Source organism: Falsirhodobacter sp. 20TX0035 (genome assembly GCF_028307215.1).
In the GTDB taxonomy this organism is placed as follows: Bacteria; Pseudomonadota; Alphaproteobacteria; order Rhodobacterales; family Rhodobacteraceae; genus Falsirhodobacter.
In genome coordinates this window covers 18,719-33,512 of record NZ_JAQMHV010000008.1, presented here as the reverse complement: position 1 = coordinate 33,512, position 14,794 = coordinate 18,719, and the positions used below count along the sequence as shown (strand labels likewise).

Sequence of the window (14,794 nt, the reverse complement as noted above, 5' to 3'; positions counted from 1 at the left end):
CGAGAGGCCCCGCGCAAATCACTTCCGCCGGACGCGCTGCGGCGAAGCCTTGGCGTCCGTGGGACGGCCGCCGGACAGCTCAGCCGAGGATGCCCGCCACGCCGTGCCAGCCGACATAGAGCCCCACCAGAATGATGACGATGCCCGACAGATAGGGCGCGCGCCCCGCAATCTTGGCCAGCCACGGGAAACGCCCACGCGCCTTGCGCGACCCGAGAGACGCGACGACGCCCACCGTCACCAGTGTCAGCGCGAGGCCGAGCGAGAAGCACAGCACCATCACCGCGCCCAGCGAAAACTCCCTCAGTTGCAGACAGATCAGCAGGATCGTGATCGCGGCGGGGCAGGGCAGAAGGCCGCCGGTGATCCCGAACATCGCGATCTGCCCGTTCGTGACGGGGCGGCCGTCAAAGCGGCGGCGAATGTCGTCGGCATGGGCGCGGGCATGGGCGTCCATGGGTTCGTCGGTGTCCAGCTGAAGCCCCGCGACTTCAGGAAAGGACAGGTCGTAGCCATGGCCGTGATCGCCGTGCGACAGGGTTAGGCGGGCCGTGAAGGTGTGCGGCTCGGGGATCGGATCCACCGATTCCAGAGTGCCGTCACGGTCCGTCATTCGGAACGTCTGATGGGTGCCGTCCGGGCGCACCGTGTCCACCGTGACGTCCCGCGCCGCCCAAGGGTGGCCGCTGATCGTGCGCAGGCGCCAGTGCGGCGGCTGGCCTTCCTCGAAGATCGAGAGTTCGACCTTGCCGTGGCCGGTGTCCACGATGCGGCTTTCATCATGATGATGGTCATGGTGATGTCCATGCACGGCCTCCGGCCGGCGGTCCCGCCGTGTCCGCGCGATCATCCACAGCGCCAGCCCGATAATGATGACCCCCGACAGAAGCTGGAAATACGGCTCCACCGCCTCGGCGTCCATGCCCTGATAAAGCCACATTCCCGCCAGCGCGATCGCCCAGACCACCACGGTGTGCGAGATTGTGGCGCAGACGCCCAGCAGGACCGCCTGCTTCACGGTGCCCCGGATCGCCACGATGAAGGCGGCCATCATGGTCTTGGAATGGCCCGGCTCCAGCCCGTGCAGCGCGCCCAGAAGGATCGCGCTCGGGATGAAGAACCAGGCGCGGGCGGCGCCTTGGGCCATGAGGTCGTCGAAGGGGGTCATCTGCCGGTCCACCATGCGAATCGGGGATGGAAGCATCCCCCGTGGGGGGATACATCATCCGGCGGGCCGGCTGCAATCCCCCCGGGGGGGATGGGTCACAGCAGCTTGGCCAGCGCCTTGATCTCTTCCAGATCGTGCGGTCCGGCCCCGTCCTCGGCCGTGCCAAGGCAATGGTCCATGTGGTTGTGGATCAGCGTGCGTTTGGCGGCGATGATGCCCCGCTCCACCGCCAGAAGCTGCGTGGCAGTGTCAAGACAGGGGCGGTCCTGCTCCAGCATGGCGATCACGTGCTGAAGGTGCCCCGCGGCGCGCTTCAGCCGCTTGATGATGTCGGGATGCGAGGAGGGGTGATGTGCATGGCTCATGACCCGATCCTATCCCGGGGCAGGGGATGGGGACAATCCTGATGACGGGCCTGATGAACGGGCCGGAGGACGTGGATTCCATGACATGGGACGCCGGGCGCGGCGTGCTCTTGAAGGGAAGCGAGGAGAAGATCGGCCTCATGGCGATGTTCTGCCGGGGCCGGGGCCACCTTGGTGCGGGTCTTTGGCTTGGACGTGGATTGCGGCCCGACCCTGAGGGATCTGTGCCATAGAGACAAACTACGGCGTCACGGGGCCCCGCACCGCCTTCAACTGCCGCTCGATCTCGATCAGGCGCTGCTTGCGCCAGAGGCCGCCGCCATAGCCGGTCAGGGAGCCGTCCGCGCCGATGACACGGTGGCAGGGGATCATCAGCGCGATCTGATTGGCACCGTTGGCGCGGGCGACCGCGCGCACGGCGGCAGGCCGACCCACTTGCCGAGCAATCTCGGAATAGCTGCGCGTCTCGCCAGCCGGGATCTCGCGCAGCGCGTCCCAGACCTGCTGGGTGAAGGCGCTGCCGGCCAAGGCGAGCGGCGTCTGGAAGCGGTCCGAGCGGGCGGCGAAGTAGTCGGCCAGCTCCGCCGCGGCCTGATCCGAGGGTGGCAGGGCGCCGATCCCGATCCCCTCCTTCGACGCCGCCTGCAATCGGGCCAGTTCGGCGGGCAGGCCCTTGCGGTCCACGAACTCCAGCAGGTGCAGGTGGCTGCGGCTGCTGACCGCGATCATGTCACCCGGCGGGGTGGGAATCCACGTCGCCCGCAGCCGCCGGTCCGTCCGAAGGTCCGCGGGCGCGCAGCCGAGAAGCCGGGCAAAAGCGGCGCGGAAGGCGCTGGCGGACTCGAAGCTCGCCTCATGCTGGGCCGTGATGACCTTGCCGCCGGTGGCCAGCGTCTCGAACCCTTCGCGCAGGCGGCGCTGGCGGGCCATCTCCAGAAAGGTCATGCCGAACTGCCGCTTGAAGCTGCGGCGCACGGTGGACAGGTCGTAGCCGAGTTGTTCGACATGTCCTTCGGACCAGCGCAGGTCGGGCCGTTCGTCCAGCGCATGAAGCAAGGCGGCGATGGTCGGATCGGCCAGCGCTGCGGCCTGCAGCGGGTGGCATCGCTTGCAGGCGCGGTAGCCTGCTTCGAGGCATTCGCCGATGGTGGCGAAGAAGGTGCAGTTCTCCGCCTTCGGCTTTCGCGCCGGGCAGGTCAGCCGGCAGAACACGCCGGTGGAGGCAACGCACACGAAGGCCTGTCCGTCGAAGCGGGCGTCGCGGGCCAGCAAGGCCGCATAGAGGGTCGGGTGGTCAGGGAGATCGAACAGCATGAGGAGGTTCTACCCGTCCCCTGTGCCTCATGTCGCCGGATTTCGGGCGTCTATTCCGGTTTCACCCGCAGGTCTCAGTACATCTCGTTCCCGCCGGGATATCCGTCGGGAAGAACCTGCCCGCGCGAGATCAGGTCCTCGAAATAGGTCACCTTCTCCACGTAGTTCTTGGTCCCAAGGCCGGTGGTGGAGATGGAGGCGTCGGACGGGTCCACCGAGCCCGGGCCGGAATTGTAGGCCCGAAGCGCCAGATCCCAGTCCCCGAACTGCTGGTGCTGCTGCGACAGATAGAGCGCCCCGGCCATGATGTTGTCCTGCACGCCCATCACGTCGCCGCCCAGAAGGTCGGGGAACTGCTCCTTCAGCGCGGCATAGGTTTCGGAGTTCACCTGCATCAGGCCCGAATCCTGCATCCCGTTCTCGCCGTTCACGGTGCCGGCGCTGGCGATGCCCTTGGATTCGTCCCAGATCACGGCGGCGATCAGTTCGGGCGGAACGCCCGTGGCGTCCGAGGCGGTCCGTATCTCGTCGGTGTATTGCGCCAGGGGGCCGGTCAGCTGGAAGTCGCCCTTGGCCGGCGGGCCATCCGTTCGGGCGACAGGATCGGGCGTCTGTTCGGCCTGCACGGCGAGTGAGTTTTCGGCGGGCGGAGGCACGGCATCGACCGTGCCTTCCGAACCCATCGCCTGAAGGTTCAGCTTCGCGATCTCGATCTCGGCCGCGAAATGGTCCTTCAGCGCGTCGTCGCTTGCCGCGTCCATGCGCGCCTGCCGATCCACCATGAAGGACTGCCAGCCCGCGCCCGCTTCACCCACATTCATCGCCGCCTCCACGCGTTCCTGCGCCGGGCTGCACGCCGGCGGACATCATTCGTTTACCCTTACCGCGCCTTTGTGACGGAGAGACGACCTGGCGAGGGAGCGGCGGGGGCACTTCGCGGTAAGGGGCAGAGCCAAAAGTCCGGCGGGAACCGGCAGTGGCAGTTCGAGGGCGGAGCAGGCCTTGAGGGGACCGCATGCTGTTCGGTGGCACGGCCCAACGCTCAGGTTTCCTCCGCGACGACGCATCAGCCCACCGCGGTGACCTCTGGCCGGTCCACCACCCGCGCCCCCTTCGCGAGCGCCTTCTTTGGCACGCGGATGAAGACCACGGCGCAGTCGCGGATCCCGGCAAGGGCGGCGTCCGCGGCCATCTCTGCCACGGTGGTGTGAAGATGCGTCTCGCCCCGTTTTTCCACCTGCGCGCAGATGGTGACGGACGTGTCGAGGGGCAGGCCCGCCCGCCGCAGCTCCGCCCCCGCCACCGGCAGGCGGCGCATCGCCATGTAAAGGACGATGGTGGTTCCCGGCTGCACAAGGCCGGACAGGCCCGACCATTCCTCCTCGGCGCCGCAGGTGCCGGTGGCGAGGACGAGGCGGTCGGTCACCCCGCGTTCCGTCAGGGGGTGGCACAGGCGGGCGGCCGCCGCGCTGGCCGCGGTGATGCCGGGCACCACCTCCACCTCCAGCCCGACGGCGCGGGCGGCGGCGATCTCCTCCGCCGCGCGCCCGAAGACCGAAGGGTCACCCGATTTCAGCCGGACCACGTTTTGCCCCGACAGGGCGGCGCGCACGATCTCGGCGTTGATGCGGGACTGGGGCCAGGCGTGGTGGCCGACCTCCTTTCCCACGAACACGCGTTCGGCCCGGTCGCCGGCCATGGCCAGCACATCCGCGTCGACCAGCCGGTCGAAGAAGATCACGTCCGCCGCCTGCAGCCGCGCCACCGCCCGCAGGGTCAGAAGGTCGGCCGATCCGGGTCCTGCCCCGACCAGCGTGATGCGGCCCTTGGGAAAGGCGGTGGTGTGGATCATGATCCCCTCCCTATTCCGCGGGAACGGCGACGGGGGCGTCGTCCGTGTCCACCGCCGGGCTGGTGCGGTAATGGGTGGCGTAGATCATCGCGCCCACAAAGGTCAGCCCGCCCACGAGGTTGCCGATCACGGTCGGAATCTCGTTCCAGATCAGGTAGTCCATGACCGTGAACTGGCCGCCCAGCAGAAGGCCCGACGGGAACAGGAACATGTTCACGATGGAATGTTCGAACCCCATGTAGAAGAACACCAGGATCGGCATCCACATCGCCATGATCTTGCCCGAGACGGAGGTGGACATCATCGCCGCCACGACGCCCGTGGACACCATCCAGTTGCACATGACCGCGCGGATGAAGAGCGTCAGCATCCCGCCCGCCCCGTGCGCGGCATAGCCCAGCGTCCGCCCTTCGCCGATATGGCCGATCTGCTGGCCCACGGCGTTGGGTTCCGTCGAAAAGCCGAAGGTCACGATGATGGCCATGAAGATCGCCACGGTGAACGCGCCCGCGAAGTTGCCCGCGAAGACGAGGCCCCAGTTCCGCCACAGCCCCTTCATCGTCACGCCGCGCCGCTTGTCCAGCAGCGCCAGCGGCACCAGCGTGAAGACTCCGGTCAGAAGATCGAAGCCCAGAAGATAAAGCATGCAGAACCCGACGGGGAACAGCAGCGCCCCGATCAGGGGCTGGCCGGTGTTGACCGTGACGGTGACGGCGAAGGCCGCCGCCAGCGCCAGGATCGCCCCGGCCATGTAGGCGCGGATCAGCGTGTCCTTGGTGGACATCAGGGCCTTTGCGGCGCCCGCGTCGATCATCTTGCGGGCGAAGTCGGCGGGATTGACATAGGACATGTGTGCAGACCTTCCTGTTGTTGTTCTTCTTACCAGTGGGAATAGCCGAGGTATTTTCCCGACATCGTCAGCTTCACCCGGTCCCCCTTGGGGTGGGGCTCGCGCTCCAGATGCATGGAAAAGTCGATGGCGGACATGATGCCGTTGCCGAACTCCTCGTTGATGAGGGCCTTCAGCGTCGGGCCGTAGACGCCCATCATCTCGTAGAAGCGGTAAAGGCAGGGGTCGGTCGGCACCGTCTGGTCCCAGACCTTCACCGGGCTGTCGGCCAGCAGGTCCACCGCATTGTCCGGCAGGGCCAGAAGCGTAGCGAAGGCACGGGCTTTGTCCGGGGGAAAGGCGTTCATGCCCGTCGCCGCGGAATGGGTCCAGACCGGCGACATGCCGATCCGCTCCGCGATCTCGGACCAGGTCAGCCCCGCGCGCTTCTTGGCGCGCAGGATCATCATGGTCAGGTCGTCGCGGGTGATTTCGTCGATCGTCATCTTGTTCATGGCAGGGTTCCTTCAGGCGGCGGAGCGGGACAGGAGGGTGGAGTCGATCAGCACGCGTCCGCCTTCGACCCGGGCGGCGTAGGTCGGCACCTCCCCTTCGCCCAGACCGGTGGACAGGTCGAAGACGCGGTTGTGCAGCGGGCAGGTGACGTGGGTGCCGTGGACGATGCCTTCGGACAAGGGGCCGCCCTTGTGCGGGCAGCGGTCCTGCAGGGCGAAGACCTGATCCGTGGCCGTGCGGAACACGGCGACGCAGCCAAGGCGCGTCTTCACCACCCGCGCCCCTTCGCGGGGGATGTTGGACAGGGGGCCGATGTCGATCATGTTCATTCCGCAGCCTCCAGCGACAGGTCGGCCATCGGGCCCCATTTCGTGCGTTCCTCGGGGCGGGCGTGTTCGGCCCAAGGGTCGCGGCGGTAGACGGACTGGCTGACCTCGAACCGTGCCACAAGCGCGCGGCGGTTCGGCAGGTCGTCCACCACCTGCGCAATGACCCAAGACAGGCCCACCTTCGGCACCCATTTGTAGGGTCGGTCCAGATAGCGGGCATGCTCGCGATAGAGCTGGATGAAGGCGGTCGTGATCTCCACGGCCTCGTCCTCGGTCGGAACGGCGGCGATCAGTTCGGTCGCCTTCACCTCCATCCCCGCGGCACCGGCCACGCTGACCTGATAGCCGCTTTCCACACAGACGATGCCCACGTCCTTGCACGTCGCCTCGGCGCAGTTGCGGGGGCAGCCGGACACGCCCAGCTTCACCTTGTGCGGCGTCCACGTGCCCCAGAGGAGCTTTTCGAGCCGTATGCCCAACCCCGTCGAATCCTGCGTGCCGAAGCGGCAGAATTCGGTCCCCACGCAGGTCTTCACGGTGCGCAGGCCCTTGGAATAGGCGTGGCCCGACACCATCCCGGCTGCGTTCAGGTCGGCCCACATGCGGGGCAGATCCTCTTTCCGGACGCCCAGAAGGTCGATGCGCTGGCCGCCCGTCACCTTGACCATCGGCACGTCATATTTCTCGGCCGCGTCGGCGATGGCGCGCAGTTCGGCGGGCGTGGTCACGCCGCCCCACATGCGCGGCACGACGGAATAGGTGCCGTCCTTCTGGATGTTGGCGTGGTTGCGTTCGTTCACGAAGCGGCTTTGCCGGTCGTCGCGATACTCCAGCGGCCAGTCCGCCAGCAGGTAGAAGTTCAGCGCCGGCCGGCACGAGGCGCAGCCGCCCGCCGTCGTCCACCCCAGTTCCTGCATCACGGCGGGGATGGATTTCAGCGCCATGGACTTGATCAGGCGGCGCACATCCTCGTGGCTGTGATCGGTGCACTTGCACATGCCCGCCGGCGCGGGCGCTGCGAAGTCGTCCCCCAGCGTCAGCTTCATCACCTGTTCCACCAGTCCTGTGCAGGTCCCGCAGGACGCGCTGGCCTTGGTGCAGGTGCGGACGGCCTCCAGCGTGCAGGCGCCGCCCCGGACCGCGCCCGCGATGGCGCCCTTGCTCACGCCGTTGCAGCCGCAGATCTCCGCGGCGTCGGGAAGCGCGGCAACGGCGGCCAGTGGATCGGCCTTGCCCGCCCCCGGGCCGAAGATCAGCGTGTCGCGCGTGGCGCGGATGTCCGTGCCGTCCTTCATCAGCCCGGCGAACCAGCTGCCGTCGGCGGTGTCGCCATACATCACCGCACCCAGGATGCGGTCGTCCTTCAGCACCAGCCGCTTGTAGATGCCACGCCCGGGATCGCGGAAGACGATGTCCTCGCGGTCCGGCGCGTCGGCGAAATCGCCGGCGCTGAACAGGTCGCAACCCGTGACCTTCAGCTTCGTCGCCGTCTGCACCGGGGCGAAGGCCGCTTCCTGCCCCAGAAGGGTCGCGGCCAGCACTTGCGCCTGGTCATAAAGCGGCGCCACAAGCCCGAACAGCTGGCCGTCATGTTCCACGCATTCGCCAAGCGCGAAGATGTGCGGGTCCGAGGTGCGGAGCGTGCTGTCCACCATGACACCCCGCGCCACCTCCAGCCCTGCATCGGTGGCGAGGCGGGTTTCGGGGCGGATGCCCACGGCCATGCAGACAAGGTCGGCGGGGTAGACGGTTCCGTCCTCCAGCAGCACGGCCTCGGCCCGGTCGGTGCCAAGGATGGCCTTGGTCGCGCCCTTGCAGTGGACGGTGATGCCCCGGCGTTCCAGATCGCGCTGCAGCAGGTAGCCCGCCGCCGGGTCAAGCTGGCGTTCCATCAGGTGGCCCATCAGGTGGACCACGGTGACGCGGGCGCCCCGCGCGGCCATGCCCGCCGCCGCCTCCAGCCCAAGAAGGCCGCCGCCGATCACCACGGCGTCCTTGCCGGCCACACCGGTGGCGATCATCGCCTCCGTATCCTCCAGATCGCGGTAGGTGACGACGCCGGGCAAATCACGCCCCTGCACCGGGAGGATGAAGGGCGCGGAGCCGGTGGCGATCACCAGCGCGTCATAGGGCGTGTCGCCCCGCGCCGTGCGGACGGTGCGGCGGTCGCGGTCGATCGCGGTCACCGCCTCGCCAAAGCGGCAGGTCACGCCGCGGGCGGCATACCAGGCGTCGTCATGGGTGACGATCTCGGCGTAGGTCTTTTCACCGGACAGCACCGGGGACAGCATCAGGCGGTTGTAGTTGCCGCGCGGTTCGGCGTTGAACAAAGTGATGTCGAAGCGGCCGGGCGCCGCCTCCAGCAGGTGTTCAAGCATGCGGCCCGAGGCCATGCCCGCGCCGATGACGACAAGTTTCGGGCGTGCGGGGGCGGTGGCCGGGGCAAGGCCCGGCGGGAATGGGGATGCGGACATGGATACTCCGAGAACGGAAACGGACAGGCGGCGATCGGAAGGCGGCGGCCTAAGCCGGCTTTCCATGAGACACCGCTTCCTCGCGGTATGGCCGCATCCTTGCGGTCCGGCAGCGCACGACGTTGTGCGCTGCGACAAGGTCAGGATGCGCGTGCCGCGTGTGCCCGTTCAAGCCCCCCTCGACGTGGCGATGCCCGAGACGTGCATCTGCGGCGCAAGGATGCAGGCCCCGCGCCGGTTGCACAAAATCAGGTCAGGTTGAGGATGGGGGATCGAAGATGCGCCCGTCGAAGAAGGCGTCGGCGCGCAGAATCACCTGTCCCCGTTCCGCCGTCACAGGACGCGACGCGGGCAGCGCCCCTTCCGTGCGAATATCTGCGTCCGGCAGCGCCGCCCCGGCCGGGCGCAGATGTTCGCGGTGAAGGTCGGTGCGGAAGCAGTCCATCGCCGCCTGCATCGCAGGCGCGGCCGGAAGCCCGTGATCCCGGATCATCCGCGCGGCGAACAGCGCGGCAAGGCTTTTCCACGGAAAGGTCGCGCCGTTGCGGTGGAAGGCGATGAAATCCGGGTCCTCCCGCACCTCTCCGGCGGCCGAGATCATCAGGCGTCCGCGCAATCCGCGTTCGGCCAGTTCCGGCGGCAGGTTGAGGTATTCGGGACGCGACAGGATGTCGGCGGCGGTGCCCCGGTTCTCCGGTTCGTCCAGCCAGCGGCCGGCGCGCCAGATCGCCCGCATCAGGCGGCCGGTCAGGTCGGGACGGGCCTCGGTGAAGTCGCGCCGCAGCACGAGGCCCTTTTCCGGAGGCGCGGCCCAGATCGCCCGCCCCGGCAGCAAAAGCGTCGCCACGCCACGTTCCACAGCGAAGGAACACCACGGCTCCCCCACGCAGAAGGCGTCCACATCCCCCGCCGCGATGGCGTCCGCCATCATCGGGGGCGGCACGGTGACGACGCGGATTTCGGGCACGGCGAAGCCACAGCCTTCCAGCCAGTGGAACATCAGCTCCGCCTGCGTGGAAAAGCGGAAGGGCACGCCCACCCGCAGCGGACCCCGCACCACCCGCCGCAGCGCCGCGCCGGCCGCCCGGGCGTCGGCGAAGTCAAAGGGATGGCCGTCCACCCGCATCCGGCCGGCGATGGTCTGGCTGATGGCCACCGCCTGCCCACCCTGCGACAGGACCATCACCAGATCCATCGCCGGAAGGTCCGGTCCAAGGCCCACCGCCTGCGCCACGGGCAGGGGCACCAGCATGTGCGCGGCGTCGATCATGCCCGCGCCCAGAAGGTCGCGGCTTTGCGCCCAGGCCCCGATGCGCGAAAGATCCAGGTCCAGCCCCTCCTCGGCCGCGAAGCCCATTTCGCGCGCGATGAGGACTGGGGCCGCGTCGGTCAGCGGCACGTATCCCAGACGAATGCGGTCGAGGGTCATATCAGAAGGCCTGCCGCCATGACGATCTGCTGCGCGATGTCGCCGATCCGCTTGCCCTGATCCATCGCGGTCTTGCGCAGCAGGGCATAGGCGGCCTCCTCCTCGATCCCGCGGGCGCGCATCAGGATCGCCTTGGCGCGGTCGATGACCTTGCGCTCCTCCAGCGCGGCGCGGGTCGCCAGCAGCTCGGTCCGCATCCGCTGGAACATGCGGAACCGGGCGATGGCCGCGTCCAGCACCGGCTTCACCCGGTCGGCGCGCAGCCCGTCCACGACATAGGCGGACACGCCCGCCTCGATCGCGGCGCGGGTCAGCTCTTCGTCGGAATGAGTGACGAACATCGCGACCGGGCGGTCCAGCGGTCCGGACGCCAGCGCCAGTTCCTCCAGCACGTCGCGGGAGGGGTTGGCGAGGTCGATCAGCACGATGTCCGCCCGGTGCGCGGCGATGCGGGCCGGCAGGTCCCGCGCCTCGGTGATGACATGGATGTCGTGATCGCCAAGCTCGCGCAGCCCCTCCACGATGGGGGCCGCGCGATGTTCGTCCGGATCAACAAGAACGATGGAAAGCCGCTTCTGCATGCGGGCATCACGGCATGTCTGGCCGCCGGGTGCAAGAGCGAAGGGGCAGGGGGCAAAAGGCGGGCACCGTTCAACGCATTTTCTGCGCAAAAACAATGCAATCGAGGTGAAAGTGACCGCAACGGATCATGAAGGGCCTCCCTGCCTTTTCCAAAAGGCAGGCGCCGCGACCAAGCGAGGGGCAGCGGATCATCGTAGATCGTAGAGGCCATCCGACGTCTGGCCGAAGGTCCGCCACCGGGCCCGGCCTCCACGTCCAGCAGCATCGTCCGCGAGTGAGGGTTGTCTTCGAGCGGCAACGGGCCCGACTGGTGAAGATTGCGGCGCTTTCGCAGGGGGTGTCACGGTCGACCCGCCGGCCCACGCCATGACAGCGGTGACGTCGCCGACTGTTCCGCCAGTTCCGTCCGGAGCAGTCGCAGCAGGGGCTGGGCTTCACCCTGATCGCCCCAGACGAGGCCGAGAGGCTCGCTTTGCGGCTGGAACGTCATGTCGAGCATCGCGGCCTGTCCCCCGTCCTGCCACCCGCGGGCGGCGGTTTGCGGGACCAGCGCCAGAAGCGGCATGCTGTGCAGCAGGGCAAGGATGGAGGGGAGGGACGTCGTCTCGAACACGCAGCGCACGCGCCCGGTCAGCTGCTGCGACACGAGCGCGTCGAAATGGCTGCGCAGGGGCGTTTCGGGAAGCGGCAGCACCCATGGATGCATCAGAAGGTCCGGCCAGCGCGGGTTTTCCATCGACAGGATCGGATGATCGGGCGAAGCGACGACGCTGGAGGCCGCGCTGTGCAGAAGCGGCAGCTGGTGCAGTCCCGCGCACAAGCCGGGCACGATGCGCCCGAAGACAAGGTCCAGCCGCCCGGCCCGCAGATCCTGCATCAGGCCATCGAGGTGGCCTTCCCGCAGCTGGATCCGCACGTCCGGCTGGTTCAGGCCCACCCGCGCGGCGGCGCGGATGAACAGCTCGTGCGCCGTGACGGCCTGAAGCCCAACGCGCAGGATGCGGTCGCCGCCTTGTGTCAGCAGGTCCAGCTCCTCGCCCAGGTTGTTGATCTGGACCGAAATCTTGCGGGCCGCGTCGATGAATCGCTCGCCCGCCACCGTCGGAACCAGCGCGCGCCCCTGCCGCTGGAAGATCTTGATGGCCAGCGTCTCCTCCACCTCGGCCACCGTCTTGGAGATCGCGGCCTGCGACACCAGAAGCCGCGACGCCGCCGCCGTGATGCCCCCGCAATCGACGATGGCCAGCACCGCGCGCAGGTGGCGCAGCTTCACCCGGTTGTTCCAGTCGTGTCTGTTCGGCATCAATCCCAACCCACAGGTTATGTGGGGCCGGCTTAATTTCATTATGGCGGTTGCGGAACCCGGTTTATGACCCCTTCCCATAATAAAATAAGCACGGAGGGAGTTCACGTGTCACTTTCAGCATCCACCCCGGATCAGATTCCGGCCGGTGAAAAGAAGATCTCGCGCAAGGCGCTGGTGGCCGCGGTCACGGGCAATTTCCTCGAATTCTTCGATTTCACGGTTTATGCGCTGTTCGCCGTGATGATCGGCCGCGTGTTCTTTCCCGTCGCCTCCGCCTCGGGGCAGCTGATGCTGACGCTCGCGACCTTTGGCGTGGGCTTCCTGATGCGCCCCCTGGGCGGGATCATCATCGGCGCCTATGCCGACCGCAAGGGCCGCAAGGCCGCGCTGACCCTGACCATGGCGCTGATGGCCGTCGGGACTGGCATCCTCGGCCTGACCCCTTCTTACGACCAGATCGGGCTGCTGGCCCCGGCGCTGGTGGTGCTGGCGCGCCTTCTGCAGGGCTTCTCGGCCGGCGGAGAGATGGGCGCCGCGACGACCTATCTGGTCGAGGCCGCGCCGGCAGGACGCCGCGGGCTGTTCGGCGCGTGGCAATATGCGAGCCAGGGCCTTGCGACCTTTGTCGCCTGCGTCATGGGCTACACCCTCGCCTCCGCCCTGTCGCCCGAGGCGATGAACAGCTGGGGCTGGCGCGTGCCGTTCCTGTTCGGGATGCTGATCGGCCCCCTCGGCTTCTACATCCGCCGCCACATGGAGGAGACGACGGACGCGCATGAGCGTCACGAAACCTCGGGCGCGGTGCTGGAATCGCTGCTGCGCGACCACTGGAAGCTGATCCTGCTGGGCATCCTGTCGATCATGGGGGGCACCATCTCCAACTACATCGTCGGCAAGTACATGACGACCTATGCCATGCACACGCTGGGCCTGCCGGCGCAGACGGCAATGCTGATCGGCGCGGTCAGCGGGGCCGTGGTGTTCGGCGCGGCGCTGCTGGGCGGCTGGCTGTCCGATCGTTACGGCCGCCGGCTGATCATGGTCGTGCCGCGCATCGTCTTCGTGCTGCTGACGGTGCCGGGCTTCTACGTGATCACCACCACATCGCAGGCCGGAACGATCTTCGCGATCATCGCCGTCCTTGCGCTGTTCCAGGCGATGAGCGGGGCCGTCGGCATCATCGCGCTGCCCGAATGCTTCCCGCGCGCGGTCCGCACCTCGGGCCTGTCGATCACCTATGCGCTTGGCGTGACGATCTTCGGCGGCACGGCGCAGCTGGTCGTGACGTGGCTGCTGGACGTGACGGGCGACCCGATGGCGCTGGCCTGGTACCTGATCGCGACGAACGCGGTCACCATCGTGGCCCTGTGGAAGCTGCGCCCGCCAGCGGCGAAAGGGAACCTGCAATGACATCGCGTTCCGACATCCTGAAGGTCGTCGACACCTACATGGACGAGCTGGTGGCCATCCGCCACGACATCCACGCCCATCCCGAACTCGGGTTCGAGGAGGTGCGGACCGCCGCCCTTGTGGCCGAAAAGCTGCGCGGCTGGGGGATCGAGGTCCATGAGGGCGTCGGCAGGACCGGCGTCGTGGGCACCCTGCGGGGCAACCTGCCGGGCAACCGGTCGATCGGGCTGCGCGCGGATCTGGACGCGCTGCCCCTGACGGAAAAGACGGGGCTGCCCTACGCCTCCACCATCCCCGGCAAGATGCACGCCTGCGGGCATGACGGGCACACCACGATGCTGCTGGGGGCGGCGCGTTACCTGTCCGAACATCGCGATTTCGCGGGCACTGTGCATTTCATCTTCCAGCCGGCCGAGGAAGGCTTGGGCGGCGGGCGCGAGATGCTGGCGGACGGCCTGTTCGAGCGGTTCCCGGTGGACGCCGTCTATGGCATGCACAACGAGGCGGGGCGTCCCGTGGGCGATTTCGCCACCGCGCCCGGCCCCTACATGGCGGCGGGCGACACCTGGCAGGTGACCTTTGTCGGCACCGGGGGTCATGGGGGCGCGGCCCCGCATCTGGCGACCGATCCCACCGTGCCGGCCGCGCATTTCGTGCTGGGCGTGCAGTCGATCATCGGGCGCAACATCGCGGCGGTCGATTCCGCGGTGATCAGCGTGGGCCATCTTGCGGCGGGCGCGCCCGGCGCGCCGAACATCATCCCCGACACCGTCTTCGTGAAGGGCACCGCCCGCAGCTACCGCCCCGAGATCCGCGATCTGGTGGAGCGTCGTCTGGCCGAACTGGCCCATGCCCATGCGGCCGCCTATGGCTGCACGGCAGAGCCCGTCTACATCCGCCGCTATCCCCCGCTGATCAACGATCCGGCGGCGACCGATCGCGCTGTGGCCGCTGCCGCACAGGTGGTGGGCGAAGGGCGGGTCGACGGCAACGGCCCCCGCCACACCGGGTCCGAAGACTTCTCGTTCATGCTGGAAGCCCGCCCCGGCGCGATGATCATGATCGGCATCGGCGAGGATGCGCCTTTCGTCCACACGCCGCATTACGACTTCAACGACCGGATCATCCCGACGGGGGTGGCCTACTGGGTCTCGCTCGTGATCTGACGGCTGGACCCTTGCCCCGCGGCGGCGCATGAAGGCGCGGGGCAGCGAAAGGAT

General features: G+C 68.0%; 14 protein-coding genes. 2 read left to right on the top strand and 12 right to left on the bottom strand.

Features of this window, described 5'->3' with window-relative positions; genetic code table 11:
- Positions 1 to 79: 79 nt before the first annotated feature.
- From PIJ50_RS10410 to PIJ50_RS10355, 12 genes are all read right to left on the bottom strand, one after another.
- The gene (locus PIJ50_RS10410; protein WP_271975045.1) at positions 80 to 1,168 is read right to left on the bottom strand and encodes a nickel/cobalt efflux transporter; all 1,089 of its coding nucleotides are present in this window, start codon (positions 1,166 to 1,168) and stop codon (positions 80 to 82) included.
- Between the two features lie 95 nt (positions 1,169 to 1,263).
- Positions 1,264 to 1,533: a metal-sensing transcriptional repressor gene (locus PIJ50_RS10405; RefSeq protein WP_271975043.1), complete on the bottom strand. Its 270-nt coding sequence runs from the start codon at positions 1,531 to 1,533 to the stop codon at positions 1,264 to 1,266.
- 240 nt (positions 1,534 to 1,773) lie between these two features.
- Positions 1,774 to 2,847, bottom strand: a complete 1,074-nt coding sequence (locus PIJ50_RS10400) for a bifunctional transcriptional activator/DNA repair enzyme AdaA (RefSeq protein WP_271975041.1) — start codon at positions 2,845 to 2,847, stop codon at positions 1,774 to 1,776.
- A gap of 74 nt (positions 2,848 to 2,921) precedes the next feature.
- Positions 2,922 to 3,668, bottom strand: a complete 747-nt coding sequence (locus PIJ50_RS10395) for a transglycosylase SLT domain-containing protein (protein ID WP_271975039.1) — start codon at positions 3,666 to 3,668, stop codon at positions 2,922 to 2,924.
- 245 nt (positions 3,669 to 3,913) lie between these two features.
- Positions 3,914 to 4,699: a uroporphyrinogen-III C-methyltransferase gene (cobA, locus tag PIJ50_RS10390; protein ID WP_271975038.1), complete on the bottom strand. Its 786-nt coding sequence runs from the start codon at positions 4,697 to 4,699 to the stop codon at positions 3,914 to 3,916.
- A 10-nt stretch (positions 4,700 to 4,709) separates the two neighbouring features.
- Positions 4,710 to 5,549 (bottom strand): formate/nitrite transporter family protein, encoded by an 840-nt coding sequence (locus tag PIJ50_RS10385; protein WP_271975036.1) that lies wholly within the window; start codon positions 5,547 to 5,549, stop codon positions 4,710 to 4,712.
- A gap of 29 nt (positions 5,550 to 5,578) precedes the next feature.
- Positions 5,579 to 6,043 (bottom strand): cyanase, encoded by a 465-nt coding sequence (cynS, locus tag PIJ50_RS10380; protein WP_271975034.1) that lies wholly within the window; start codon positions 6,041 to 6,043, stop codon positions 5,579 to 5,581.
- A gap of 12 nt (positions 6,044 to 6,055) precedes the next feature.
- Entirely contained in the window at positions 6,056 to 6,373 is a 318-nt protein-coding gene (gene nirD, locus PIJ50_RS10375) for a nitrite reductase small subunit NirD (protein ID WP_271975032.1), read from the bottom strand.
- A complete protein-coding gene (gene nirB, locus PIJ50_RS10370) occupies positions 6,370 to 8,847 on the bottom strand; it encodes a nitrite reductase large subunit NirB (RefSeq protein ID WP_271975030.1) in 2,478 nt (825 codons plus the stop codon). The genes nirD and nirB overlap by 4 nt, the downstream gene beginning before the upstream one ends.
- A gap of 253 nt (positions 8,848 to 9,100) precedes the next feature.
- On the bottom strand, positions 9,101 to 10,276 hold the full coding sequence (locus tag PIJ50_RS10365; protein ID WP_271975028.1) for an ABC transporter substrate-binding protein: 1,176 nt from the start codon (positions 10,274 to 10,276) through the stop codon (positions 9,101 to 9,103).
- Positions 10,273 to 10,857: an ANTAR domain-containing response regulator gene (locus PIJ50_RS10360; protein ID WP_271975026.1), complete on the bottom strand. Its 585-nt coding sequence runs from the start codon at positions 10,855 to 10,857 to the stop codon at positions 10,273 to 10,275. The genes PIJ50_RS10365 and PIJ50_RS10360 overlap by 4 nt, the downstream gene beginning before the upstream one ends.
- A gap of 341 nt (positions 10,858 to 11,198) precedes the next feature.
- Positions 11,199 to 12,161: a LysR family transcriptional regulator gene (locus PIJ50_RS10355; RefSeq protein WP_271975024.1), complete on the bottom strand. Its 963-nt coding sequence runs from the start codon at positions 12,159 to 12,161 to the stop codon at positions 11,199 to 11,201.
- A 108-nt stretch (positions 12,162 to 12,269) separates the two neighbouring features.
- On the opposite strand from PIJ50_RS10355, the gene PIJ50_RS10350 reads away from it, so the two are divergent.
- The gene (locus PIJ50_RS10350; protein WP_271975022.1) at positions 12,270 to 13,574 is read left to right on the top strand and encodes an MFS transporter; all 1,305 of its coding nucleotides are present in this window, start codon (positions 12,270 to 12,272) and stop codon (positions 13,572 to 13,574) included.
- The gene (locus PIJ50_RS10345; protein ID WP_271975020.1) at positions 13,571 to 14,740 is read left to right on the top strand and encodes a M20 aminoacylase family protein; all 1,170 of its coding nucleotides are present in this window, start codon (positions 13,571 to 13,573) and stop codon (positions 14,738 to 14,740) included. Before PIJ50_RS10350 ends, PIJ50_RS10345 begins: the two co-directional genes overlap by 4 nt.
- Positions 14,741 to 14,794: the final 54 nt, after the last annotated feature.

Coding starts and splice junctions, on each gene's coding strand:
- PIJ50_RS10345 (WP_271975020.1), top strand. CDS start 13,571: ATGACATCGCGTTCCGACATCCTGAAGGTCGTCGACACCTACATGGAC.
- PIJ50_RS10400 (WP_271975041.1), bottom strand. CDS start 2,847: ATGCTGTTCGATCTCCCTGACCACCCGACCCTCTATGCGGCCTTGCTG.
- cobA (WP_271975038.1), bottom strand. CDS start 4,699: ATGATCCACACCACCGCCTTTCCCAAGGGCCGCATCACGCTGGTCGGG.
- PIJ50_RS10405 (WP_271975043.1), bottom strand. CDS start 1,533: ATGAGCCATGCACATCACCCCTCCTCGCATCCCGACATCATCAAGCGG.
- PIJ50_RS10365 (WP_271975028.1), bottom strand. CDS start 10,276: ATGACCCTCGACCGCATTCGTCTGGGATACGTGCCGCTGACCGACGCG.
- nirB (WP_271975030.1), bottom strand. CDS start 8,847: ATGTCCGCATCCCCATTCCCGCCGGGCCTTGCCCCGGCCACCGCCCCC.
- PIJ50_RS10385 (WP_271975036.1), bottom strand. CDS start 5,549: ATGTCCTATGTCAATCCCGCCGACTTCGCCCGCAAGATGATCGACGCG.
- PIJ50_RS10355 (WP_271975024.1), bottom strand. CDS start 12,161: ATGCCGAACAGACACGACTGGAACAACCGGGTGAAGCTGCGCCACCTG.
- PIJ50_RS10410 (WP_271975045.1), bottom strand. CDS start 1,168: ATGACCCCCTTCGACGACCTCATGGCCCAAGGCGCCGCCCGCGCCTGG.
- PIJ50_RS10395 (WP_271975039.1), bottom strand. CDS start 3,668: ATGAATGTGGGTGAAGCGGGCGCGGGCTGGCAGTCCTTCATGGTGGAT.
- cynS (WP_271975034.1), bottom strand. CDS start 6,043: ATGAACAAGATGACGATCGACGAAATCACCCGCGACGACCTGACCATG.
- nirD (WP_271975032.1), bottom strand. CDS start 6,373: ATGAACATGATCGACATCGGCCCCCTGTCCAACATCCCCCGCGAAGGG.
- PIJ50_RS10360 (WP_271975026.1), bottom strand. CDS start 10,857: ATGCAGAAGCGGCTTTCCATCGTTCTTGTTGATCCGGACGAACATCGC.